Here is a 25,577-nt window from a genome sequence, read left to right as displayed (position 1 = left end):
TACAAAACTTTCTATTTAATCTTCCGGTAAATTTTCTCGACCCGGTCCAGTGTCTCATAGGCTTCACTGTAATTCGTAAAGTGGATGGACTCTTTGGCACCCAGTACGAGAATACCGAAATGGCTTAGACTCTCGTGAAATAATCCGTGCACATGATCCCGCAGCTGATCATTGAAATATATCATGACATTCCGGCAAAAGATCACATTAAACTCGTTAAAGGAACGATCCGTTGCCAGATTATGTTCTGCAAAAATCATGTTTTTCTTCAAATACGGTTGAAAAATAACCGAGTTGTACTTCGCAGTATAATATTCGGAGAACGAGCGGGTTCCGCCCGCCTCCATATAATTCTTGGTGTACTGCTTCATGCGTTTGATGTCAAACACGCCTTCCTTGGCCTGCTGGAGAGAACGCGAGTTCATGTCCGTCGCATAAATCCGGGATTTTTCATACAGCCCCTCTTCATGAAGCAGAATCGCCATGGAATACACTTCTTCTCCAGTTGAGCAGCCGGCGTGCCATATCCGTATATACGGATACGTACGAAGCAGAGGAACTACCGTCTGCCTGAATGTCAGGAATAATTTGGGATCCCTGAACATTTCCGTGACGGGAATGGACAGATTATATATGAGCCGTTCAAAACAAGAACGGTCGTGGAGTACTTTATCCTGAAGCGCGGAGATCGAGGATACCCCTTCGGCATGCACATGATGCCAGATTCTCCGCCTCAATGAAGGAATAGCATAATTACGAAAATCGTAACCATAGAATCGATGTATACCTTCCAAAAGAAGCTCCAACTCGATCTGCTCCAGCTCACATTCGCTATCCTCTGTTATCAACAGTTGTTCTGATTCAGTATGGTTACTAGATGACATAACGGGTGCACCGCTTTCCGAGTGTTTATTTGCTACTTGTACTTTACCCACAAAAGCGGTTTACGAATACAACCAAACCCTCATAAGTGAAAGAAGCTGCTCGGTCTGAATCGGCTTCTTCATATAATCAGAGGCTCCGGCTTCAATACATTTCGCCCGGTCCTCTTTCATGGCTTTGGCTGTCAATGCTATAATCGGCAGCTTTTCGAACTCAGGCATCTCTCGCAGAAGGCGCATCGCTTCATAGCCGTCCATCTCCGGCATCATCATATCCATCAACACCAAATCGTAGTCCGGATTATCCTGAAGCAGCTCTATCGCTTCCCTGCCGTTCTCGGCAAAGGTCACTTCCATGTTGTATCCTTCCAGTACGCTGGAGAGAGCAAATACGTTGCGAATATCATCATCCACAAGCAGAATCTTCTTGCCTTCGAACAGCTCTTCCTTATTGTGCAGCTTTTGCAGAATTTTACGTTTATCCTCCGGCAAATCGGCTTCAATCCGGTGGAGGAACAGGGTCGTTTCATCCAGAAGCCGTTCGGGAGATTTCACGTCTTTAATGATGATGGACTCCGCATATTTGCGAAGCTGCATCTCTTCCTTCGAATCCAGATCCTTACCGGTATAAATAATAATTGGCAGATCCATCAGGTTCTCATCATCACGAATCTGATCCAGCAGCTCAAAGCCCGTCATGTCTGTCAGCATCAGATCAAGCACCATACAGTCATAGCGCTGCTTACGCAGCTCGCTGAGTGCTTCGGCACCCGTGGATGCCGCCGTAATAGATACATCGTCATGACCGATCAATTCAATGATGGAGTTACGCTGAATGTCATCGTCCTCAACAATCAGGAGATGTTTCATCGATTTTTCCGCGTACGATTCGATATGCGTGAACGCATTCTCCAGTGCCTCTCTGGATGATGGCTTCTTCAGGTAGGCGATAGCCCCCATCATAAGTCCTTGCTTCACTTCGTCCACAACCGAGATCACATGCACCGGAATATGACGCGTAACCGCTGAGCTCTTCAACTCGCCCATGACGGACCAGCCGTCGATGACCGGAAGCTGAATATCCAGGATGATGGCGTCCGGTCTGTAGGACTTCGCCATCTCCAGGCCGATATCCCCCTGCAGAGCAACCAAGGCTTTGAACCCGCGTCCTCTAGCCATATCCAGAAGGATTCTGGCAAACTTCACATCATCCTCAATAATGAGCAGCACTCGATCGGTCGGCCTTATCTGGTTGCGATCATCATCCACTTGTACGGATGGGTTGACCTCTGTTGTGACCATCTTGGCCTTCGGAACAATCAGATTGCTCTCTGGCGGAGCCTCAATGGACGCCGCTGCCTCCTGTACTCCCTGAACCACTTCCGGAGGGCTGCTCGGCAGGAAGAGAGTGAAGCAGCTGCCCTTGCCTTCTTCCGATTCAACCAGAATCCCCCCGCCAAGCAGACGGGAAAGCTCGCGGCTGATCGACAAGCCGAGCCCGGTCCCGCCATATTTGCGGCTTGTGGTGCCGTCCACCTGCTGGAAAGCTTCAAAGATCAGATCGGTTTTGTCAGCAGGTATACCAATTCCACTGTCTTTTACCGCAAATGCCACATAGTCTGCTTCTGCATTCAAATAGATAGGGAGTTTCTCTGGATCGGCCTTCTCCACATGAAGTTCAACGGAGCCTTGGTTCGTGAACTTGAATGCATTGGACAGCAGGTTACGAAGGACTTGCTTCACGCGATGACTGTCCGTAACGATGCTTTGCGGAATGTCCTCCCCGATGTGTACATGAAGATCAATATGTTTACGCGACGCTACAGCGGCAAAATTCTGCTCCACAAAGGATTCAATATCCTGCAGCTGAACATCCTCGTAATTAATTTCCATTTTCCCGGCGTCCACTTTGGACAAGTCGAGAATTTCATCAATCATTTTGAGCAGGTCCGAACCTGACATATAAATCGTCTGCGCATATTCAATCTGCTTATCGCTCAGATTTCCGCTCTTATTCTCAGACAGCAGCTGTGACAAGATGAGCAGGCTGTTAAGAGGGGTTCGCAGTTCGTGAGACATATTTGCCATGAACTCCGACTTGTATTTGGTTGTAACCGAAAGCTGCTTCGCTTGCTGCTCTAGCTTCAACCGGGCCTTCTCAATTTCATCGTTCTTCTCTTCCACTTCCTGCACCTGTTCCTCCAGCGCGCGCGTCTTGGCAACCAGCTCGGTATTATAATGCTCGAGCTCTTCCTGTTGACGCTGCAGCAAATCTTCGGAACGTTTGAGGGCATTGGTTTGCTCCTCCAGATTTTCATTGGAACGGCGAAGCTCTTCTTGCTGGGTCTGCAGCTCCTCCGACTGAACCTGAAGCTCCTCTGTCATCGCCTGCGACTCCCGCAGCAGCTGCTCGACCCGCAGGCGTCCTGTAATATTATTCAGAATAATGCCAAGCGACTGACTCAGCTGTGAGATGAGCTGCTCCTGCAGGGATGTTGTCTCCTCGAAGGCTGCCAGCTCCACCACACCCAGCACTTCATTCTCGAACAGAATCGGATAGATCATGACGGAAATCGGTCTGGATGATCCCCAGCCGGACTCCACTTTCATGTAATCGTCAGGCGCATTTCTCAGCACAATCGGTTTCTTGTCCATCGCGACTTGCCCTACGAGTCCTTCCCCAATCATGAAGGAAATCTTGGGCTCCTCGCCGCCCTCATGCGCATAGGAACCTTTCAGTTCCAATTTATTCGGATGTTTATCTTCTTGATGAATATAAATAGCTCCATAGTGAGCACCTAATATCGGTGTGAATTCGCTAATAAACCGCTGACCCACCTCTTCAAGGGAATTAATCCCCTCCAGCAGCTCCGTTACTCTGGCCATATTCGAGTTAAGCCACGATTGATCACGCTGCGCCTGAAGATAGGTCTCCTCTATCCGCTGCTTCTCGAGAATATCTTCGGACAAGTCTTTAAATACCCGGGCTACATCTCCAAATTCATCCTTGGACGTAACTTTGATACGGCGAATTGCCTTCAGTCTGCCTTCCCCAAAACTCTTCAACATCATCGAGACAACGTTGATGCCCCGGGTAATGCTTGGAAGGATCCATAGAATGACCAGCATCCCGATTAATAGTCCACCGGCCATAATATAAATGAACATCTGAACGGAACGGTCATAAGCAGCCTTGGCTGCCGTAATATCATCATTGATCTTCTGATTCTCGTAGCTGCTAAGCTCGTTTAAGCTGGTAAGCATTTCATCCTGAACCGATTGCCCTGTTGAATTACGTAGCGAGTTAGCCTCGTCTGCATCGCTGTTGGCCAACAGATCCAGTGTCTTGTTCTGGTATACAATATATTCATTAACCGCACGTTCAATCCGGACCAGCAGCTGCTGCTCCTCAGCGGTATTTACGCTATCTTGAATGAATGAGAAATATTCCACTGCCTTTGTGGTCATGCTTTCGATTTCCTGTTTGGATACAGCATACGTGGATTGGTCATTGCTCAAAATCATATTCGTTAGCTCGCGCGCCATATTGTTGACTTCCCCGCGCATACCGCTGGAGTTTCGCACTTTTTGATAGCGCTCTTCATAGATTTTGTCCATCTGGCTGTTCATATAACTAATCCGGTCGTACCCAATCAGGGTAAGAACCAGCATGAGAGCTAACAAGGTTGTAAAACCAATGACTAACTTACTCTTAAGCTTCATTGATTTATGTTCTCTCCTTTTTTAAGAGATATCCAAACCAGGCATTTATCGTCCTCTCGCTCCTGCATTGGATCATCTACAAAATATTGTTCCTTCATCTCATCTTCTCTCCAATGATGAGGGCCGCCCAAATGTTCCTTCAAATAGTCCAGCTTCTCGTCATGTCCGCCGTCCACCAATTCAAGCAGACCGTCGGTATACATCACCAAATGACCCTCGCCTTCATATTGAAAGCTTCTTGGCTCCATGTCTTCAATCCGATCGAACAAGCCTACCGGGCAGCAGCCTTGGTCCAGGGTCATAACACGGCCGTCTTCCTGGAAGAACAGCGCCGGTGGGTGACCGGCATTAACATAGTCCACCCGTTTCAAACGCGTGTCTACGACAAGATAGATAGCTGTAAAATAGTACTGTATCAGCTGTTCGCCAAGGCTTAGCTGATTGAACCTGCGGTTCAATTCCTGAACGACTTTCTCCGGTTCGACATAAGTCGTCACGGTGTCTTTCAGAACCGAGGCAATGAACATGCAAAATAGGGACGAAGTAATACCGTGTCCCATCATATCCAGCAGAATCACGCCGTAACGGCCATCTCCAAGCGGGTACCATGCGTACAAATCTCCCGCAAGCTCTGCCGAAGGCTGGTACAGTGCATGAATCTCTAGCTGATCATCTTCAATTGGAGAGCTCAGGACGGCATTTTGAACCATAGCCGCAAGCTTAAGCTCCGCCTGCACCCGCTGTTCGCGCTCAATATGCCAGTCTTTCTCATGCTTTAACCGGAGCGCCAGGCGTATCCGTGCCATAAGTTCAACCTTGTTGATCGGTTTGGTCACATAATCTACAGCCCCGGCATCAAGGGCCTCTGCCAGCTTCTTGGAATCGCCGACGGCGGTTACCATAATGATCGGTATATCCTTCAAATGCTCGTATTGCTGAACAATACGGCATGCTTCTATTCCATCCATCTCGGGCATCATCATATCTAACAGAACCAGATCGATATCCGCTCTTCGTGGATGCAGCACATGGCTGCGATCCCCAAGTCCCAAATGCTCAAACATTTCCAGGGCTGAAGATGCAGATACGGTATCCTGGTAGTTTTCCTTTTTTAAGATTTCTCGAATAATGATGACGTTAGTCGGATTGTCGTCTACGATTAATATTCTCATTGCCCTCTCCTTTAACGTTCGGTTTATACGATAGAAATCCTTTTCCTACTATTATACTATAATAACCGCTGTATCTTTTGCCATAGAAAAAGGGTGTAAAACTTGAATCTTCCACTTTTAATAGGTTCATGGAACATTCTTTTAAAACATAGATAAGGAATGAGACCTGTTTATGTCTCATTCCTTATCTATGTTTTAAGACCTATAACTCATACTATAGTCACAGCAACAAGGCTGAACTTCCGTTACAGTTATTAATCCTTCTTCGCAATAACGAGTACTTTACCCAGATCCAGCTGCTTCTCATAGAAGCCTGCCTCTGCCTCGGTAAATCCTAGAGATACTATTTTGGCGCGCAGTTCATCGCCGCGTGAGCGGAACAGATTCGCAAAGGCATCGAACACGCCTTCTTCTTTGATGCCTACGTTATTGGCATCTGATGCATCCACAATCCGGCTCGTCTTATCCGAATCGTGAGCCAGCACATAGATCCGATCATTATCGTAGCCGGACTGGCGAAGGTTCTGAACCTCCTGAACCGCCTGCGTACCATTCTCAACGACTTTTGCATAAGACTGTGTATTTGTAAATTCCATGATGAAAACCTCCCCTAATAGTGTAAAACCTAAATTTAGGTTATAGTCCAACTGTTATTACCCATCCTGTTCAAGGTTGAAACAGTTTTATTGACTATAATCGAAAAACAAATCAATTCCTTCAATCTGACCGGTATCCCGATCCACATAAACCTTAAGCGCATTTTGATTCTCGAGATAAACATCTCCATCCTCGGCTTTAAAATATGGCTTGCCCAAGGACGCCCGGACCCGTTCGGTTGTCATACCTATGCTCTGGTCTTCCACCTGAAAGGAGTCTGCAGAGGGCTTCACATGAACGTATTCGGTATAACCGTTGCGGACACCAACCTCCATGTCTTTATAATGAAGCTTGGTTATCCCGCTCAAGTCTTCCTGTTCAGTTCGGGCCGGCGTTCCCAGCTTACGGATAACGTCTTTCTTGCTATCCGTTAAGGAAATCCCGTTTAATGTCCCATAGCTCTCTACAGAATTGTCGCTAATATGTGCTTGTCCAACATCCGAAGCGGCTAGAATTATAGGCGCTTGCGATATCCCGGCTGTATGCTGTGGCTGTGGCTGTGGCTCTGACACAACACCTCCACCTCCGGAGTAAATCAAGAGCCCTACCATCAACAGTGTGACATTCCACATGCGACCTCCTCCTTTCTTCACCTTACAGAGCTGTAACTTGAATTCGCTCTTTCGATTTATCTGGCCTTTTGACGGCGGAAACTATGCCACAGACTAACGGCTGTGTCCACATAGGCTAACCAATTCCGACTGCGTGACTTCTCTTGTGCTTCTGTATTCTGATATACGGCATCATAAGACTGGAACGTGCGGTCTTGGGCTGTCACAGGCACTTCTTGACGAATGCGCGGCTCTTCCTTCTGCTCCACTCTGGACTGCTTGAAGCGGCTGACCATGCCTGAGGAAACCTGCTTCACCGCGTAGGTAACCTCACTTAAAGCCTCTCCCAGGTTCTTGACGGTATCCATTACAGGGTCGATCTGTTTCATCTTATGCTGAACATCCACCGTAATATCGTTTGTATTTCGAATCGTCTGCTTCACTTCGTAGCTCAATTCGTCCACGGTCTTTTGAACTTCCTGAAGTGTTTGTGTTACCTTTTCGAGCGATTGTGTTGCGGCCTTTAAGGTCTTGATCAAGAAGAAGACAAGAACCGCAAACGCTACAGCGATGATGGCAACACTGATTTGTGTTAGCATACGTTGTCCCTCACTTTCCAGTAATGTTTGGTTTTCGATACGCAATAGTTACCCCATCCCCAACCTTACGAAACAAAGGGCATTTGCCAGGAATGCCACCATTCGCCAAGTTGTTTCATCCTCTGCCGCCTCGGTTAAAGAACACTACGAAGGGCGCTGAGGCAACTTGCCAACGCCTCCCTAACGATCCTTCAAATTGGGTATATGCCGCTTCATAGAACATCATGCAATCCCAGGAGCATATCCAATTAAAATCGATTAAGAAAGCAGGGTGAACATTATGTTAAAATGGTCCGTTATTTTTCTAGTTGTTGCATTGATTGCAGGGATCTTCGGCTTCTTCGGTATCGTAGAGGCTGCAGCCAGCATTGCGAAGGTTCTGTTCTTCATCTTCGTTGTCCTGTTTGTGATCTCTCTCTTTACCGGACGCAGACGAAGTATGTGACGCTGTCGCATACTTGAAGCCCATGCATTGAACATACACAGAGGAAATGTAAAAAAAAGGGTGTCCTGCCGTAGATAAACGGCTTGGGACACCCTTTTTTTGCTGCGCAGTTGATAGGAATAAGGACTACAGCGTCGCTGCGGCGGCTTCCTGATTACCGGAGGTCTTTGGCTCATCCGCCGGCTTCGTTTTCTTGATGAAGAAAGCCAGAATCAAGGAAACCACACTGATACCTGTAGCAATGACAAAGGCATAGTTAATGCCATAAATGGTTGCTTCGTTTCCAAGCTTAAGCAGATCGGCCTGATTCTTCGGATCAAACAGTCCCGATTGCATCAAGGCTTCCCCCTTGCTCTGTGCCTGGGTAGACATCACAGTAACGAGAATCGCCGTTCCGATCGAGCCGGAAACCATGCGGAGCGTATTCGACATGGCGGTGCCATGAGCGTTCATGCTCCGTGGCAGCTGGTTGAGTCCAGCCGTCTGGATTGGCATCATGAGCATGGACATCCCGAACATTCTTGCCGTGTAGATGATCATAATGTGGTTGTAAGACAGCGTCTCCGTCAGATTGCTGAACTCCCATGTCGTAATGACCGTAATGGCAAGACCGATGACAGCGAGCCATTTGGCGCCGATCTTGTCAAATATCGCCCCCGTAATCGGCGACATGATTCCCATCAGAATAGCACCGGGAAGCATAAGAAGTCCGGATTCTACAGGTGTGAACCCGCGAATCTGCTGTAAATAAATCGGAAGCAGAATCATACCCGCATACATCGCCATCGTAACAATGACATTGATCAAGGTTGTTAACGAGAACATGTTGTACTTGAAAATACGGAACTCCAGCATCGGATTGTCGACGGTCATCTCCCGCCATACAAACAGGATGAGTGCGATCGCACCGACAACCAGCGTGGTAACAACCGGTGCGCTGGACCAACCGTCATTCCCGGCATCACTGAAGCCGTACAGCAGACCGCCAAATCCAAGAGTCGATAAAATGACAGCGAGCATATCCAGCTTAGGTCGGCTGACCTCGGTCACATTTTTGAGGAAGAAGATCCCGATTAGCGTTGCAATAATGGAGAAAGGCAATATCATGTAGAACAACACACGCCAATCATAATGCTCCACGATATATCCTGAGAGCGTAGGCCCGATGGCAGGAGCAAAGATCATGGCGATCCCCATCATGCCCATCGCTTTCCCCCGGTTCTCAATAGGGAAAATGTTCAGAAATACAACGGTCATAAGCGGCATCAGTATGCCCGCGCCAGCTGCCTGAACGAGACGTCCGGTCAGCAGGAATGCAAAGTTCGGGCTAACGGCGCACAGCAAGGTGCCAATCGTAAACAGCGTCATCGCACTGATAAACAGCTGTCTGGTCGAGAAACGCGCGATCAGGTAGGCGGTAACAGGAATCAGCACCCCATTTACCAGCATGAAGCCTGTAGTCAGCCACTGGGCTACCGTCGGTTTGATATTCAAATTTTCCATGATGCTCGGAAGAGCAACATTCATCAATGTCTGATTGAGAATCGCAACAAATGCACCAATCATCAATGCGGCAATGATGGGACCTTTCTTAATGGGCTCGCCGGGGCGAACAGCAGTATGGGTACTCATGTGTAGGTTTCACTCTCTCTTTCTAAGTAAGTTCATGTGATAAACTGTATTGTTCTATGTGGACATCTGACTTTGCATATGTTCGACATTCACCATAATTTTGCGATACAGGATGTTAAGCTGCTTAACCTCTTCGTCGGATAAGAATCCGTATAACAAATGACTCAGTTCGGCGCGCTTCTTGGCCAATTGATCAATCAGATCCAGCCCGCGGGGCGTAATTTCCAGATGGACAACCCGGCGATCCTCGGTATCTCTTATTCGACGCGCAAATCCGCCTTCAATCAACTTATCGGATATGCCGGTTACTGCCCCGCACGTCACATGAATGGTATCCGCCAAGTCCGACAATCTCAAGGACCCCAGTTCATGAAGTTTCTCCAAAGCGGCATACTGGGTTCTGCCTATTTTAGGAAACCCCTCCTTCTGCCATTCATGATGAACCGTCCGAACCATCTTCTTAAATAGCATCTCCAACTCCAGAATTTCATTCCGCATGGACATGTATTCATTACACTCCTTTAAAGGTCCAGCACTCCTTCAATAGAGACACCCACTCCTTCGCCTCTAAATACTTTAGTACTAAAACATTTATTTCTAAACAATTACTGATTATAGTGGCCGATCTCCACAGTGTCAATCTTTACATATATATTTTTACCATAATGTTTTTCTGAAAATTATGACATTGAATGATAGGTCATCATAAAAAAAAGACTCAAACAAGATTTCTTGTTTGAGTCTTAAGCCTAGTCTCTAACTTTACTTAAACAGCGACGGAATGGACATCCAGTCCATCGTGAAATTCAATTCCAGACCATCGGATAGAAATTTAACATTATTCACTGTTACCAGATCCGGTAAATAGTCCTTCAGCAAAACTTGAATGGGCTCCAGTTGAAACAGATTCTGCGGTACTTCAACGCCCCGGATGGTTGTAGATTGATGAGTCAAGTAAAGATGGCTTCCCTCCGCAGACATTTGAAAGCGAAGCACGGCACCAAAGGGAACGATCCCCCATTTCCCGTTCATATGCGCTGTCATGGTAGTGCCGTTCATCGTGAAATCGGCCCCAGTAATCTCAACACCCAGATTATGGGTGCTTATATATTTTACCATGTTCTTTTTGCTCAATTCCCCGACTTCCTCGGTGCTCAGCAGCATACGAGTATCCCGGTTCGATACCATGGTCATCAACTTGTCCTTGAAATCAACGGAGCGATAACGCATGTCCAGAGACTGTGTAGGATAAACAAACCAGACCGCCGCACCGATGATCACAAGGAGCAGGATAAATATTCCGAATAGGAATCGTCCGGCTCTTTTTTTTCGGCGTACCATCTATAGTCCCCCTCCCATTGGATATCCCTGTAAATACAGGGTTTTTCCCATCTCCAAAGTATATAGGAATCCGTGAAACTTGTCACGATTTGAGAAATGTTCCCAACTTTCTTGGTTCATAACATCCAAATCGTGGTTATTACGATATTGTCAAATCATACTTCGGTCCCAAGGAGGAATTATTCCATGAAAAAAACTCTAAGCATTACTGCAGCCCTAGCACTCACCCTGTCCCTGACCGCCGTAGCCAGCGCAGATCCGATCAGCGGAACGGTATCCGACACAACCGCACCTGCTCCCATCTCGGTAGAAGAGCCGATTATCAAACCTGAGGAAGTTGTACTGGTTCCTACACCTATGATTGAGCTGACCGAAAGAACTTACTTCTATAACGCTCCAAATGGCCAAAAGCTTGGCGCCTTGGGTGCGCAAAAAATCGACACCACCGGCAATCGACAGGATGTCGTGTTTGGCGGGGAATGGGTCGAAGTTTATACATGGCTCGGTAAGGCTTGGATTTATGTAGAGTAATCATCTATGATGAAGGGCTCCTTGATCCATTAAGTATCCCTTGCATATTAAATGGCAGGTCAAGAAATCTTGACCTGCCATTTGTATAACCTCTTATTATCCGCCCAGGCTACGATGACGAAGCTTTAGGCTCAACATGGATGTGAACGCTCATGATATTGTGAATCTTCTCCATCTGCTCTTCTATGCGGTCACTGATTCGATGCCCCTCCAAAACGCTGATATCCGGGTCCACCTCGATGACAACATCCACCAGCACGTGATTGCCGTGAATTCGGGCCTTCATGTCTTTGATACCCTCAACGCCGGGCGTACGGGCTATCGTGCTCCTTAAGTCTGATAAACGATTCTCGTCAAAACCATCCGTCAGACTATAAGTGCAATCCCTGAATATTTCCCATGCCGTTTTGCAAATAATGACACCAACGGCTACTGCTGCTACCGTATCGAGCCAAGGCAAACCGAATTGAGCGCCAATGATACCGACCGCTGCCCCCACACTGACAAGTGCATCCGACAAATTATCCTTGGCCGCCGCCATGAGCGCCTGATTATCGATCCGTCGGGCCAGGTTCCGATTGTACCGGTAGACGCCAATCATCGCAATCGCGCTGATCCCCGCTACGCCGGCAGACCATAGATTCGGCACTTCCTTAGCTCCCTCAAAAAAAGAACGCACGGCTTCAACCAGCACCTGTATCCCGACAACCGCCATAATAAATGAGGCAATTAATGCTGCAATCGTCTCCGCTCTTAAATGCCCGTATGCATGATCGGAATCCGGCGGTTTCTGGGAAATCCGCAGTCCGATCAATACAGCGAGTGATGCCACGATATCCGTAAGGTTATTGAAACCGTCCGCAAGCAGGGCACTGGACGCAAAAAAATATCCGCTGAATATTTTAAACGATGATAATACGAGATAAGCCGCAATACTGATCCAGGCCCCGCGTTCACCTTGTTTGATGTTGTCATAGGTATTTACCATGCATGTCTCTCCTTTTGCTGCTCCCTATAGGGTTAAAGCATATCCATCATTATCCATATTTAATCCTAATAACGGAAATTCGTGTGGGTCCAAAAGAAACATGATGGCTTTCGTCCAATCCTTCAGTGGACGTAGAAAATGATATTAATCATTGTTACCCTTGCCGGGCGTTTTAAAAACGAATAAAATGAGGACAAGCGAACACGAAGAGGAGGGTGATACTATGCCCGAGAATAATGAGTCACGTAAAGTGAATTTGGCTGATGCCATCAAGCAAAAGCTGGAGCAGAAGAAACAGCAAAATTCAGCTGCCAATAAGCCGGGACAATTCCAGGCTGGATCTGCGCAAAAAATGAAAAGTCAAAACAACAAAAAACCAAACAACCAGCGTCGTCGTACTGGCGGTTCGTAGAGCCAAAGCCCTACAGACACGAAAAAAAATGCTGTACCTCCAACTTATCCGAGGTGCAGCATTTTTTATTGGAGCGGTGAGGATGAAAGCTGTTAACCATCATCTTCCCCGCCGTCTGTTAATTGTAACCTTATGCTTCAACCGGGTACATGCTTTCACGAAGACCCTTAACCTCTTCGCTCTCCAGATACTCGTCATAACTCATGCTGCGGTCAATAACGCCATTCGGCGTAATCTCAATGATCCGGTTCGCAATCGTCTGAATGAACTGATGGTCATGCGAGGTGAACAGAATCGTTCCATCGAAATCGATCAGGCCATTGTTGAGTGCCGTAATGGATTCCAAATCCAAGTGGTTCGTCGGCTCGTCGAATATCAGCACGTTTGCACCGTTCAGCATCATTTTTGCCAGCATGCAGCGAACCTTCTCGCCCCCGGACAATACGCTTGCCTTCTTCAGCGCTTCCTCACCGGAGAACAGCATGCGGCCCAGGAACCCCCGCAGGAATGTTTCATCCTGGTCTTTGGAGTATTGGCGCAGCCATTCCACAAGATTGATATCCACGCCGTCGAAATAAGCGGAGTTGTCTTTCGGGAAATAAGCTTGGGTAGTTGTAACTCCCCAGCTGTATTCGCCCTCATCTGCCTCAGTTTCACCTGTAATGACCTGGAACAGCGTTGATTTCGGCATCCCGTTTGGTCCAACAAATGCGATTTTGTCGCCTTTGTTCACAACAAAGCTGATGTTATCCAGAACCTTCTCGCCATCCAGGGACTTCGTAATGCCATCCACCGTGAGCAATTGTTTACCAGCTTCGCGTTCAGGCTTGAAGTGGAGAAACGGATATTTCCGGTTCGAAGGACGAAGATCCTCCAGCGTGATTTTATCAAGCTGTTTCTTACGGGAAGTCGCCTGCTTCGATTTGGAAGCATTCGCGGAGAAGCGTTGGATAAACGCCTGCAATTCCTTGATCTTCTCTTCCTTTTTCTTGTTGGCATCGCGTTGAAGTTCAAGAGCCAGCTTACTGGATTCGTACCAGAAGTCGTAGTTGCCGACATACAGCTGGATTTTACCAAAGTCGATATCCGCAATATGCGTACATACCTTGTTCAGGAAGTGACGGTCATGGGACACCACGATAACGGTGCCTTCGTAATCCATAAGGAAGTTCTCGAGCCACTGAATCGATTCCAGGTCCAAGTGGTTGGTAGGCTCATCCAGCAGCAGGTTGTGCGGGCGGCCAAACAAGGCCTGCGCCAAGAGAACGCGTACCTTCTCATTGCCGCTCAGCTCTGCCATTTTCTTATCATGCAGCTCGCGCGGAATACCGAGACCAATCAGGAGCGCCGCCGCATCCGGCTCTGCATCCCATCCGTTCAACTCTGCGAATTCGCCTTCCAGCTCACCCGCACGCATACCGTCTGCTTCGGAGAAATCGGATTTTGCATAGAGCGCATCCTTCTCTTTCATGATGTGGTACAGACGTGCATGGCCCATGATAACCGTCTCCAGAACTGGATACTGGTCATATTCATAGTGGTTCTGCTTCAGAACCGCCATCCGTTCATTCGGTGTCATATGAACCTCGCCTTGGTTTGGCTCAATCTCACCGGAGAGGATTTTTAAGAATGTAGACTTACCCGCCCCGTTTGCGCCGATGAGGCCGTAGCAGTTGCCCGGGGTGAATTTTATATTGACATCTTCAAATAGTGCTCGTTTGCCATAGCGGAGCGTTACGCCGCTTGTACTGATCATTAAGCATTACCATCCTTTATCACTATTGGTTTCAGCACATTATAGCATAAGTCCGGCGGTTATCGAAGCTTCTGCACGATATAAAACGGTTTTAAACAAATATAACCTCCTGCTCCCGCCAATTTCTCTTGGCAAGCACACAGGAGGCCTATATGGTTCATCCTATTAAAATTTAAAGTGATTAAGATTGTGCACTGCGGCATTCAGGCTGAACCTTGAAGGTTTCTCCGTACTTCAATACGCAAATTCTCTCCTTGGCGATACCGAGCCGCTGGCGTTCCGCTTCCATCCGGTCCAGCGCTTCTCTGGCTGTATCGTCAGCTAGCTTAAACGTACCGTAATGCATCGGAATCATCGTCTCCGCTTTCACATCCATAAACGCCTGCAGCGCCTCTTCCGGATTGACATGCTGTGACGTCATGAACCATTCCGGCTCATAGGCCCCGATCGGCATCAGAGCAAGGTGGATGTTGAACCGCTCGCCAATCAGCTTGAAGCCCTCGAAGTATCCGCTGTCTCCGGCAAAATATACATTCGGCGGAAGCAAGCGGGTATTGGCCTCGGCAGCACCCCCGACTTCACATGAGGATTCATCAGAAGGATCCGGGTCGATCTTCGCGTCCTGCAAAACAGGCTCCATCACGAATCCTCCCCAGTGGGATGTGTTCGTGTCAAACGGCGTGCGCCGTGTCCAGTGCTGGGTTGGCACAAATGAGAATTTCACGTCCCTGATGGTCGTGGATTCCCACCATTTCAGCTCGATGACACGGCGGAAGCCCTTATTCATCATTTTGCGACGCAGACCAATTGGCACAATAATGGTCGTATCCGCACGATACAGCTTGCGGATCGAAGCAATATGCATATGGTCATAGTGAGAATGCGAGATCAAAATAACATCGATTGGAGGAATCTCATGAATGGGAAGTCCAGGTTCTCCAAGGCGCTTGTTAAAACCCATTCTCCGCGCCCATACGGGATCAGTAACGATATTCATGCCTTCATATTGGATGAAGAACGTGGCGTGCCCGATCCAGGTAACGGAGGTTTCGTGCCGGTTGCTATGCAAATACTGAAGATCCGGCGTCAGGTTCGGAATGCAGTAGGAATAATCCTTCTTCTTCTGACGACGTTCGTCGCGCCACTGCTTGAACTGTTTCAGTGTTTTGTCTGTGCTGACGTTATCGATATTGTTATAGCGAATCTTTGGCATGCAGCCTCCTCCTTCCATTACCCATATTTTAACCTGTAATGACCTATCCGCTCAACTTTACGCTTGTTGTTCTTTTTACACCGAATGATTATTTGCGAAACAATCCCTTTGAGTATATAGCTTCAATCCGAAGGATCCTTGTACTTTACAACATAGATCGCCAGAAAGGCTACAGCAGCCAGAACGGTTAGCATCGGTGCGACAAAAATGCTGAAATCCTCCACTTCGCTCACCCTTTCTTGGCGGACTTGCCCCGAATGTAGTTGGCGTCGAACAGAAACAGCCGCATCAGCAGGATCAGCGAAGGAACCAGCACGCAGAAGCCAAGGATGAACGCGGTAATCAAAGCGATCGCCATGGCGTCGTTCGTAATGCTCTCATGAATATGAATGTAATCATAGAGAATGTACGGCAGATGGGAGCGGCCATAGCCATACCAGGCAAACGCAAATTGGAACATGACCATGATAAAAGCGATGCCGAGCCGGGTACGTTTCCACACAAGATAGACCGCAATCACGAAGCAGATAAACGATGCGATAAACATCCAGGCGATATCCAGCATGTTTTGAAAATGGACCGGATTCTGATGGTTAATCTGGAAAAACGCGAAAACCGAAGCGAGGATGGTCGGTCCGCTCCAGCCCAGCGCATATCCCCGGACCACGCCGAATGCCACCTCATCCCCCGCGCGCTGCGCGTAATAGGACAAGAACATCGCCGAGATATACAGAACACTGACAAGAGCGAGCAGGATAACCGACCACGTGTACGGATTCGTAAAGAATGCATACCAGTGCAGCTCCACCTTCCCGTTGTCCACATAGATAATGCCGCCTTCCGAGATGGCTAGTATCGTGGACAGCGCAGCAGGAATGAGGAGGCCCGTTGCTCCGTATAACCCCATGTGTACGATGTTGTTCCCGATCTGGGTGCCATACGTATGATAGGCGTAATAAGCGCCCCGAATCGCCAGCAGCACAAGCGCAAGGCTGCCTGGTACGAGCAGAGCGGTTCCATAATAGTACGCCGCATCCGGAAAGAAACCGACAAGACCGACCACAAAAAAGATCAGGAACACGTTGGTCACTTCCCACACGGGGGATAAGTACCGCTGAATGATGTTATGAATCTTGTTCTCATGTCCGGTAAGAACACTGTAAAAGCTGAAAAATCCGGCACCGAAATCAATCGAGGCAACCAGCAAATAGCCAAACAGGAACGTCCACAGGACGGTTATTGCCACCATGGCATAGCTCATTTGCGGTCTCCCCCTTCGAGTTCAAGTCCCAGCTGCCGGATTTCCTCTTCAGCACTCTTATTGCGGAACAATTGGCTAAGCACCCGGATCGCGGAAATGGAGAGCACCAGATACAGGACGATAAACAGCACCAGCATCCAGCCGACGCTGGAAGAAGTCGTCGCCGCATCCGATACCTTCATATATCCGCGTAAGATCCATGGCTGCCTTCCAATCTCGGCAAGGAACCAGCCCAGCCATATGGCTGTCATTGAGAGAGGCCCTAAAGCCAATATACTGAGCAGCAGCCATTTTGGATAAGGCTTTTTGCCAGGAAGTTTCTTGCGGAACATATACAAGAGCGGTATGAGAACGATCACCGCGCCGCTTGTCACCTTCAAATCAAAAAAATAGTGGACCGACAGGGGCGGTCTTTCATTCTCCGGAAATTCATTCAACCCGATGACCTCCGTGCTGGGACTATTCCCGGCTAATATGCTAAGCGCATAAGGAATCTCCAGTGCATACTTAATCTCATTGTTCTCATCGAGGAAACCGCCGTAAATAAGCGGAGCCTCGGTCATCGTCTCAAAATGCCACTCGGCCGCCGCCAGCTTCTCCGGCTGGTATTTCGCCAGAAACTTGCCGGAGAAATCCCCGATCATCACCGTCGCTACAGCAAAAACAAAGGTGGACACCACCGTCAGTTTCAGCGCTTTTTTAAAATAAATATGTTTGCTCCCCCGCAGAAGGCTGAAGGCCGCTATACTCGCCAATGCCGCAGCGCTGGTGGTATACGCAGAAGCCAGTACATGACTTACCTTGGTTGGTGTCGCCGGATTGAACATGGCTACGAACGGGTTTACATTCGTGAATACACCGTCCACCAGTTCAAAGCCCTGCGGCTGGTTCATAAAAGCGTTCATGCTGGTAATGAAGAACGCCGAACCCGAAGCGCCAATTGCTACAGGGATCAGCAGCATCAGATGGGTCCACTTGTTCTTGAAGCGATCCCACGTGTACAGATATATGCCTAGAAAGATAGCCTCCACAAAAAAAGCAAAGGTTTCCAAAAATAGCGGCAGTGCAATGGCCTTACCGGCAACACGCATAAACGTAGGCCACAGCAGGCTTAGCTGCAGACCGATCGCGGTACCTGTCACAACGCCGACCGCCACGGTAATGACATACCCCCGCGCCCACCGCCTGGCGAGCAATGTATAGTAATTGTCTCCCGTCCGGATCCCCCTCCACTCCGCCAGGGCCAGCATGATCGGAATTCCTACCCCGATGGTTGCCAGAACAATATGTACAAACAGGGTCAGACCGGTTAATATCCGGCTCATCAGTACTGGATCCAGTGAAGACATCAGGTTCACTCCTTGGGTTCTTTTATCCAAAATATTTCATGTAGCGCAAATATCCTTTCACCGCGCCGTACAGCATAATGGCCGCAACGATAAAGCATAGAAGCGCAAGCCTTCTCTCCTGATTCCTGTACATGCGTACGCCAGCCTCCTTATGTATGACAGCCCTCTGCAAGGGTGCTATTCTTCGCAGCGGTTACTCTTTGAAAATAGGAATGGAATACAGCCACCCTTATCAGTTTGACAAACCTTTCCTCTTTTTATCCAAAGTCCGTTCATTTTGTTTGAAACCGCTGCATGATGTTTTTTCCTGCTGGGAAAAGAGGTACAATAAGAAGATAAGGAGGCGATACCATACCATGAAAATTACATTCATTGAACCAACCCCGAGCCCGAACTCCATGATGCTTCATCTCGATGAAACGCTGGAAGCCGGGATACGCAGAACATATACAGTAGATAACGAACGTTCGGCTCCCCCCTGGATCAAGCAATTGCTGCACATTCCGGGTGTGAAGAGCGTGTTCCATACCCTCGATTTCATCGCGCTGGACCGTAAAGGCAATGCCGATTGGCCTTCCATTCTGGGCGCTGTTCAGGAAATATTCGGCCAGGAGGGACTTGCTGCCGGATTAAAAGAAGCCGATGAGGACTTCGCCTTCGGCGAAGCTCAAGTATTCGTGCAGTATTTCCGGAATATTCCGATGCAAATTCGTGTAAAGGGCGGTAACCAGGAAGAACGTATCGGCCTGTCCGAGCGCTTCTCCCAAGCGGTAGCTGCCGTGGGAACCGCATCGCTTATCAAGGAACGCAAACTGAAGGAATACGGCGTTCGCTACGGACAGCTTGCCGACATTGCCCGTGACGTCGAGCAGGAGCTTGAGGCTGCATTCCCGCAGGAGCGGCTGGATAAGGTTGTCGCTCAGGCCATTGCCCATGGTGCAAGCGATGAGGACTTCGTCGAGCAGCGCCGGAAGCTGACAGACGAAGAAATGGAAGCTGCGCTGCAGGACGAAGACTGGCGCGTCCGCTATGCCGCGCTGGATGTACTGGAGCCTACCGAGAAACACATCCCGCTGCTTCGCAAAGCGCTTCAGGATCCGAAGATGCAGATTCGCCGGCTCGTTGTTGTGTACTTGGGCGATCTTCGCTCACCTGAAGCGATGGAGCTCTTATATGAAGCGATGCGCGACGAAACGCCAGCCGTGCGCCGTACCGCCGGGGATACGCTGTCCGATATCGGGGATGCTGCCGCTACCCCGGTCATGATCGAAACGCTGAAGGACAGCAGCAAGATTGTTCGCTGGCGTGCTGCACGCTTCCTGTATGAAGTGGGGACCGAGGAAGCCCGTTCCGCTCTTGAAGAAGCTGCGGACGATCCGGAGTTTGAGGTTAGCCTTCAGGCCCGCATGGCACTGGAACGCATCGAATCCGGTGAAGAAGCCGCCGGAACCGTCTGGCAGCAAATGGCCAAGCGGAATCAATCCTAATCGCACAGGAGTCAACCGCGAACCGTCAAAATTAACCATTGCTTCTAGCGAATGATGTGATTTATACTAGGAATCTCTTGCTAGAATTGAATATACAGATAGCCTCATCATTCCAAGATGAGGTAGAGGTTGCAGACATGATCAGTAGTTGTGCCGAGGCGAAGAGAAGCCGGTGAAGCACAGTGAAAGGCATGTCTGCCGAAGTGCAGGGTATGCTCTTGTATCCTGTGCTGGGACCGTTGTCGAAAGAAACGGAACTGTCACGGGGAATTCCCCGTGTTGTGCTATCTTCATGGAGGGTAATGATGCGGATACGATAAAGACCGCAGGTATAGGACCTGTGGTCTTTTTTTCTGGCAGAGCATAGATTTCAAATTTTATTTCTTAGTGTATAGAAGGAGTGTTCGACCTTGAATCGCAAAAAAGCCCCTGCTGCTTCGCTGAAGCCGAGCTTTAAAGCACGCCATATGACCATGATCGCGCTTGGCGGCTCGATCGGAACAGGCCTGTTCCTGGCAAGCGGAACCGCCATTTCCTCTGCCGGCCCGGGCGGAGCGCTTATCGCTTATGCTGCCGTTGGCCTTATGGTCTATTTCCTGATGACCAGCCTGGGCGAGCTGGCCACCTATCTTCCGGATTCCGGCTCATTCAGCACCTATGCCTCCCGGTTTGTCAGCCCTGCCTTCGGATTTGCCGTTGGCTGGAACTTCTGGTACAACTGGGCCGTGACCATTGCCGCCGAGCTCGCGGCCGCAACGGTGATTATTAAATTTTGGTTCCCGGACAGCCCTTCGTTTGTATGGAGTCTGTTGTTCCTCGCAATCATGTTCGGCCTGAACTTTCTGTCCGCCAAAGGGTACGGCGAATCGGAATATTGGTTTGCTATCATTAAAGTGGCAACCGTCATTATCTTCCTTATCATCGGAGTCATGATGATCTTCGGCATACTTGGCGGTGAAGCGGTTGGTTTCACCAACTTCAGCCTGGGCGACGGGCCCGTGCACGGCGGATTCTTTGCACTGGTCGGGGTCTTCATGGCTGCAGGCTTCTCCTTCCAGGGGACCGAGCTGATCGGGGTCGCCGCCGGTGAAAGTGAAAATCCGCGAAAGCATGTGCCCAAGGCCATTCGCCAGGTGTTCTGGCGCATTCTGATTTTCTACATCTTTGCTATTTTTGTCATCGGCATGCTGATCCCTTACACTCATCCAAGCTTGCTTCAATCCGGTGTGGATAATATCGGGGTCAGCCCATTCACTTTGGTGTTTGAGAAGGCCGGTCTGGCCTTTGCCGCATCGGTTATGAACGCGGTCATTCTAAGCTCCGTGCTGTCTGCCGGCAACTCGGGGATGTATGCCTCAACTCGTGTCCTGTATGCGATGGCGAAGCAGGGAATGGCTCCGAAATGGCTCAGCCGCCTGAACAGCCGCGGCGTTCCCGTAGCGGCTCTGATCGTAACCTCCGCAGTTGGCATGCTGGCCTTCCTGGCCTCCTTCTTCGGCGATGGTGTTGTGTATGTGTGGCTGCTGAATGCATCCGGCATGTGCGGGTTTATCAACTGGCTGGCTATCGCGGTAAGCCATTATCGCTTCCGCAAGGCCTACGTTGCCCAAGGAAAAGACCTGAAGGATCTGCCATTCCGTGCGCGTTGGTTCCCCTTCGGTCCCATCTTCGCTTTCCTGCTCTGCCTTGTCGCCATCATTGGCCAAGGTAATTTCAGTGGTGAGATCGACTGGTTAACAATCATTGCTACGTATGTGAGCGTTCCGCTGTTCCTCTCCATCTGGTTCGGCTACCGGTTCGTTAAGAAAAGCCGGGTTGTGCCTTTGAATGAGTGCGATTTAAGCACGAACGTCAATAATAACTAAAGCCAGATATGCACAAAAAGGCTTCCCTCCTTCAATGAGGAGGGAAGCCTTTTTTTAGTGATCGCACTACCATATGATTTGAACTCTCAGATCATCCGTATCTTCAAAAGCATTATGATAGTATTTGATGGAGCCGAGACTGCTCTTCAACTGCAATTGCTGGAGCACATTCACAAGCTCACGCTCACTGCCTTCAAACCGGAATACGAGCTTTTGGCCGCCTTTAGCCTTGGCCGCCTTAACCAGCGGCTCCAGCTGCTTATAGGAACTGACAATGGAACGGGTATCATACAGCTGATACTCCAAATCCCGCTTGATTTCTTCGTATACCCCGGCCTTCGCACGATCCTTTACGGCCAACCCGGCCAGCGTGCTGCGATAGAGCGTATCCGCCTTCGGGTAGGATTTCACCCAGGTATGATCGCGGCTCATCTGTTCATCGGTCCGGAGATAGTACGTATAAGACACCTCATTCTCCCGATCCGGCACCGGATCGTTCCACGTTGTGTCCAGATGGTACCATTTGCCGTCCAGCAGAACCAGGTTCCAGGCATGAAGCTGACCCTTGGGATTGTCAGAGGCATAAGCTGTGCCTTCCAGAATTTTGTTCTGAATTCCTGCTTCCCTCAGCAGCTTATGGGTTAACAGGGAATAGCCCTGGCATACCGTGCTGCCGGTATAGAGCCCATCATAGGCCGTATATTTCGTGAGCGTTGTATCATATTTCAAGTTGCGGACGACCCAATCATGGATGGCCTTCACCTTCTCATGATCGTTCATGTCCGGCTTGATGATACGCTTCAATATGCTGTCGGTATGCTGATTAACATAGTCCGTCTGTTCCGCAGTCTCGCGGTAACTCAACCGGACCGTAACATTGGCGGAACTGGATGTTCCACGATAGTCGTAGCTATAGCTTGCGATGGTGTAGTGAATATACGGATCACTGGCCATTGCCTGATCGAGTGCATCTTTAAGCTGTGATTTCAGTGATTTGGTCTCTCCCTGATAAACAAAACGAACCGTTGACTGCCTGTCGCTCATCGCGGTTAACAGCTTCTGCTGAATGGCACTGACCGACTTCACGACCGCTTTGTTGGAAGTAGCATAGACATCACTGAGGTTAGCCGGCTCTGGTACTGCTGCAACGGTTACCGCCAAAGTCCCTATGAACAGTAATTTAACTATCGTTCCTCGGCTTCGTTTCATCGGTACACCCGCCCTTCATCTTCCTCATCCGTATGCACCACCATTGTAACACATAACATCAGGGCTTAAGGGTTCTAGTTTTGTCGACCGGGCACGAATATCAGATATTACCAATAAAATGTGGACAGGAAAGAATCGCTTCGTCCAGCCAGTTTCGACATGCGAACCAGAACCTCTGCAGCTTCCGCACGCGTTACCTCTCGCTCCGGCAGAAACTTTCCATCCACCGCCGGTAGAAGTCCAAGCTTCAAGGCAATCAGCGCTGCTCCTTTGTTAGACACGGCGTCAGCATCCGAGATCCCCTGTACGTCGGTCGGCAGAATAAAGGCTTTGGATAACTTCTCATAATTCAAAATGCGGGTCAGCGAGCTGGCCAATTCATCTCTTGTGAGCTTGCGGTCGAGCTGCAGCGGACTTTCCGGATCGTACGGAATCCAGTTCTGTCCGAGCAATACCTGAATGGCCTGATAATATGGATGATCCGGCTGCAGACCTGCATAAGGGTCCATCGTGGATCTTCCATACAGCTGTTCGTATGAAGGGCTAACTGCCGCCGCTACCAGCTGATACCATTCGCCAAGGGTAATCTGGCGCTCCGGATATACCTTTCCGTCCTTGTCCGGAACCAATACCCGGTATTTGACCAGCTCCTTAAGGGCTGCTTCTGCCGAATGACCGGCTGCATCCGTGACTGCCGGAATATCCTTGCGGCTGATTTCCGGCGTAATATCACGCCATTCCCCGCTCTTGGCGTCAAGCGGCACCGTAATGCCGCCGTAGGCTGCCCTTTTGTGTGTTGCATAATAGATCAGTCTAATGAACGGCTTCGTGATCTCATTACCCATCGAATAACCGCCGTAATAACCATATTTCAACTTCAGATCAATCTCTTTTAAGTATTGGGATCTCGCCTGCTCTGCGCTGATTGCAGGTTTCACGTCCGTTGGCAGCTTGGATAGGACGGCGTCCGAATTCACGTTGAAGTTCTGAATCTGGCCGTTGCCATCGATAGCCAAATTCACGGAATCCCCCATCACGCGGATATCGCCGACATAGCGCTGGAATGAAAATTGATAACTCAGGCCGGTATTGTTCTTGCCCAGTTTATCAACCGACGTCAGTTTCCATTCCTGGCTGGCGTTAGGCACCAGTTTCGTTACGGTATCGAAGGCGAGCTTCTGCGCAGCCTGCTGCGAAATCGGGCTCTTCACCTCAGGGGTTCCGCTGCTGTCATAACGATATCTGCTGTACGAGTAGATCTGACCGGTCTTGGCATCCAATTCCGCAGACACCATCTCCCCTCTCCCCATGGATGAGACGCTGCTGTCAGTCCATCTGATATTCCACGTCTTCGTCTCTTTGTTGCTCCATCGGGTTCCCAGAGTCTTGGACTCTGTTTTCAGGCCAGACGGGAGCTTGATCTGGGACTCCACCCATTGTGCAGCGGCTTCACCGCCGGATAGAGATGCCGTGACAGGCTTGAAGGCCTCCCCGGATGCCGGGATCGTACGGTTCTCTATAGAAATAAGCTCACTCTCTTCCCCTGTGAATCCAATGAACTTCCCTGTATTGGCATCCAGTGAATAACTGGATTGATCGTTAGGTATGTAACCTAAAAAATAATTGCCCTTGGAGTTGTTATATAAGTTCTCAGGCACATAAGCCAAGGAGACTTGGAATTGTTCCTCAAACAATTTGCGAATCGAGGCTTCATCCAACTTCGGTGTTGATGATGGAAACTCTTCTTTGATCTGATTGCGGGAGTAGCTCATGATATTGCCCTGTCCATCCAGCGTGATCGAAATGCTGTTCACATCCGATTCAATCCCGTTGTGTGCCGTCTGAAAATAGAATTCAAACCGGGGCGGACTAAACAAGGCAGCTTGCATTCCAAGATAAGCCTCATTCTCCTTAAAGTCGCTGGTCTTCACGTCCGAGGCGTGACTGGCTATCCATTGAAGCGCCTTCGCCTTCGCCTGTTCTCTTGTTATCACCGGTTTGTCACTCTCATTATTCAGTATACGATTAGGAAGATAAATATTAATAAGTTCACCCGTTACCGCATTGACCTGGGCACTAAAGCCGGAGCTTGAGTTCCCTTTGTTTAACACCAGTTGTATGTCCCATGCGAGCGCGTTGGATCTCATGCCGTCGTCCTCCAGGAACTGCACGTTGGTTACCTTGACGTTCTTCAGTTCAGGAAAAGCCTTCTTAACGATCTCTTCCGCCTGCTTGGACGAAATCTTGGCCCCTTTCGGTATTTCGTTATCCGTTACACTCTCCGAAGCCGCACTCCCGCCGTTGTTGACGGTAGTCGTTACCGTATCGGATACAGCGACGCCGCTCCCCGGAACGGAATTATCCCCCCATACCGGCTGCGCCAAACAGAGCATGGCTGTAGCCGTGACCGCACACACGGTCTTTTTTACCCTTACCTTCTTTTTAACCGATGAATTCACTCGATTCGCTCCCTTCCATTAACTTGAACCTAACCATGCCTTACTT

The 25,577-nt window shown here is 49.2% G+C and carries 22 protein-coding genes and 1 riboswitch; of the genes, 5 read left to right on the top strand and 17 right to left on the bottom strand.

What is annotated here, in order from left to right:
* Positions 1 to 11 precede the first annotated feature (11 nt).
* The 6 genes from WDY75_RS04665 to WDY75_RS04640 all read right to left on the bottom strand — a co-directional run bounded on the left by WDY75_RS04665 (position 12) and on the right by WDY75_RS04640 (position 7,583).
* Entirely contained in the window at positions 12 to 884 is an 873-nt protein-coding gene (locus tag WDY75_RS04665; protein ID WP_051449329.1) for a protein-glutamate O-methyltransferase CheR, read from the bottom strand.
* 60 nt (positions 885 to 944) lie between these two features.
* Positions 945 to 4,604 (bottom strand): response regulator, encoded by a 3,660-nt coding sequence (locus WDY75_RS04660; protein WP_063477774.1) that lies wholly within the window; start codon positions 4,602 to 4,604, stop codon positions 945 to 947.
* Positions 4,601 to 5,776: a PP2C family protein-serine/threonine phosphatase gene (locus tag WDY75_RS04655; RefSeq protein WP_063477775.1), complete on the bottom strand. Its 1,176-nt coding sequence runs from the start codon at positions 5,774 to 5,776 to the stop codon at positions 4,601 to 4,603. The genes WDY75_RS04660 and WDY75_RS04655 overlap by 4 nt, the downstream gene beginning before the upstream one ends.
* A gap of 254 nt (positions 5,777 to 6,030) precedes the next feature.
* Positions 6,031 to 6,372, bottom strand: coding sequence for a general stress protein (locus WDY75_RS04650; RefSeq protein ID WP_036643483.1), 342 nt, complete (start codon positions 6,370 to 6,372; stop codon positions 6,031 to 6,033).
* A gap of 87 nt (positions 6,373 to 6,459) precedes the next feature.
* Positions 6,460 to 7,005, bottom strand: a complete 546-nt coding sequence (locus tag WDY75_RS04645; RefSeq protein ID WP_063477776.1) for a hypothetical protein — start codon at positions 7,003 to 7,005, stop codon at positions 6,460 to 6,462.
* Between the two features lie 56 nt (positions 7,006 to 7,061).
* Complete coding sequence (locus WDY75_RS04640) at positions 7,062 to 7,583, bottom strand: DUF948 domain-containing protein (RefSeq protein WP_036643485.1); 522 nt, start codon at positions 7,581 to 7,583, stop codon at positions 7,062 to 7,064.
* Positions 7,584 to 7,863: 280 nt separating this feature from the next.
* On the opposite strand from WDY75_RS04640, the gene WDY75_RS04635 reads away from it, so the two are divergent.
* Complete coding sequence (locus WDY75_RS04635) at positions 7,864 to 8,028, top strand: DUF1328 domain-containing protein (RefSeq protein ID WP_006212708.1); 165 nt, start codon at positions 7,864 to 7,866, stop codon at positions 8,026 to 8,028.
* A gap of 126 nt (positions 8,029 to 8,154) precedes the next feature.
* On the opposite strand, the gene WDY75_RS04630 is transcribed toward WDY75_RS04635, so the two are convergent.
* The 3 genes from WDY75_RS04630 to WDY75_RS04620 all read right to left on the bottom strand — a co-directional run bounded on the left by WDY75_RS04630 (position 8,155) and on the right by WDY75_RS04620 (position 11,001).
* Positions 8,155 to 9,660, bottom strand: a complete 1,506-nt coding sequence (locus WDY75_RS04630; protein ID WP_036643487.1) for a DHA2 family efflux MFS transporter permease subunit — start codon at positions 9,658 to 9,660, stop codon at positions 8,155 to 8,157.
* Positions 9,661 to 9,714: 54 nt separating this feature from the next.
* Entirely contained in the window at positions 9,715 to 10,164 is a 450-nt protein-coding gene (locus tag WDY75_RS04625) for a MarR family transcriptional regulator (protein WP_006212710.1), read from the bottom strand.
* Between the two features lie 258 nt (positions 10,165 to 10,422).
* Complete coding sequence (locus tag WDY75_RS04620) at positions 10,423 to 11,001, bottom strand: hypothetical protein (RefSeq protein WP_063477777.1); 579 nt, start codon at positions 10,999 to 11,001, stop codon at positions 10,423 to 10,425.
* A gap of 186 nt (positions 11,002 to 11,187) precedes the next feature.
* Between WDY75_RS04620 and WDY75_RS04615 the strand changes: the two genes are divergently transcribed.
* A complete protein-coding gene (locus WDY75_RS04615) occupies positions 11,188 to 11,532 on the top strand; it encodes a hypothetical protein (protein ID WP_006212712.1) in 345 nt (114 codons plus the stop codon).
* 109 nt (positions 11,533 to 11,641) lie between these two features.
* On the opposite strand, the gene WDY75_RS04610 is transcribed toward WDY75_RS04615, so the two are convergent.
* A complete protein-coding gene (locus tag WDY75_RS04610; RefSeq protein ID WP_006212713.1) occupies positions 11,642 to 12,520 on the bottom strand; it encodes a cation diffusion facilitator family transporter in 879 nt (292 codons plus the stop codon).
* A 223-nt stretch (positions 12,521 to 12,743) separates the two neighbouring features.
* Between WDY75_RS04610 and WDY75_RS04605 the strand changes: the two genes are divergently transcribed.
* On the top strand, positions 12,744 to 12,932 hold the full coding sequence (locus tag WDY75_RS04605; RefSeq protein ID WP_006212714.1) for a hypothetical protein: 189 nt from the start codon (positions 12,744 to 12,746) through the stop codon (positions 12,930 to 12,932).
* Between the two features lie 130 nt (positions 12,933 to 13,062).
* Here WDY75_RS04605 and WDY75_RS04600 read toward each other — a convergent pair whose 3' ends face one another.
* The 5 genes from WDY75_RS04600 to WDY75_RS04585 form a co-directional block, all read right to left on the bottom strand.
* Entirely contained in the window at positions 13,063 to 14,688 is a 1,626-nt protein-coding gene (locus WDY75_RS04600; protein WP_063477778.1) for an ABC-F family ATP-binding cassette domain-containing protein, read from the bottom strand.
* Between the two features lie 181 nt (positions 14,689 to 14,869).
* Positions 14,870 to 15,901 (bottom strand): MBL fold metallo-hydrolase, encoded by a 1,032-nt coding sequence (locus tag WDY75_RS04595; RefSeq protein ID WP_006212716.1) that lies wholly within the window; start codon positions 15,899 to 15,901, stop codon positions 14,870 to 14,872.
* A 122-nt stretch (positions 15,902 to 16,023) separates the two neighbouring features.
* Entirely contained in the window at positions 16,024 to 16,125 is a 102-nt protein-coding gene (gene cydS / locus WDY75_RS30705) for a cytochrome bd oxidase small subunit CydS (RefSeq protein WP_006212717.1), read from the bottom strand.
* A 5-nt stretch (positions 16,126 to 16,130) separates the two neighbouring features.
* Positions 16,131 to 17,162: a cytochrome d ubiquinol oxidase subunit II gene (locus tag WDY75_RS04590; RefSeq protein ID WP_006212718.1), complete on the bottom strand. Its 1,032-nt coding sequence runs from the start codon at positions 17,160 to 17,162 to the stop codon at positions 16,131 to 16,133.
* On the bottom strand, positions 17,159 to 18,511 hold the full coding sequence (locus WDY75_RS04585) for a cytochrome ubiquinol oxidase subunit I (protein ID WP_063477779.1): 1,353 nt from the start codon (positions 18,509 to 18,511) through the stop codon (positions 17,159 to 17,161). Before WDY75_RS04585 ends, WDY75_RS04590 begins: the two co-directional genes overlap by 4 nt.
* 356 nt (positions 18,512 to 18,867) lie before the next feature.
* On the opposite strand from WDY75_RS04585, the gene WDY75_RS04580 reads away from it, so the two are divergent.
* Both WDY75_RS04580 and WDY75_RS04575 read left to right on the top strand, forming a co-directional pair.
* Entirely contained in the window at positions 18,868 to 19,998 is a 1,131-nt protein-coding gene (locus WDY75_RS04580) for a virulence factor (protein WP_063477780.1), read from the top strand.
* A gap of 115 nt (positions 19,999 to 20,113) precedes the next feature.
* Positions 20,114 to 20,293: riboswitch (Lysine riboswitch) on the top strand.
* Between the two features lie 172 nt (positions 20,294 to 20,465).
* Positions 20,466 to 21,863 (top strand): amino acid permease, encoded by a 1,398-nt coding sequence (locus WDY75_RS04575; RefSeq protein ID WP_231888095.1) that lies wholly within the window; start codon positions 20,466 to 20,468, stop codon positions 21,861 to 21,863.
* Between the two features lie 66 nt (positions 21,864 to 21,929).
* Here WDY75_RS04575 and WDY75_RS04570 read toward each other — a convergent pair whose 3' ends face one another.
* Both WDY75_RS04570 and WDY75_RS04565 read right to left on the bottom strand, forming a co-directional pair.
* Complete coding sequence (locus WDY75_RS04570; RefSeq protein WP_006212723.1) at positions 21,930 to 23,072, bottom strand: transglutaminase domain-containing protein; 1,143 nt, start codon at positions 23,070 to 23,072, stop codon at positions 21,930 to 21,932.
* A gap of 107 nt (positions 23,073 to 23,179) precedes the next feature.
* Entirely contained in the window at positions 23,180 to 25,531 is a 2,352-nt protein-coding gene (locus WDY75_RS04565; RefSeq protein ID WP_063477781.1) for a YcdB/YcdC domain-containing protein, read from the bottom strand.
* Positions 25,532 to 25,577: the final 46 nt, after the last annotated feature.

This window comes from Paenibacillus glucanolyticus (assembly GCF_037333485.1).
Classification (GTDB): domain Bacteria; phylum Bacillota; class Bacilli; order Paenibacillales; family Paenibacillaceae; genus Paenibacillus_AQ; species Paenibacillus_AQ glucanolyticus.
This window is presented reverse-complemented; position numbering and strand designations above follow the sequence as displayed.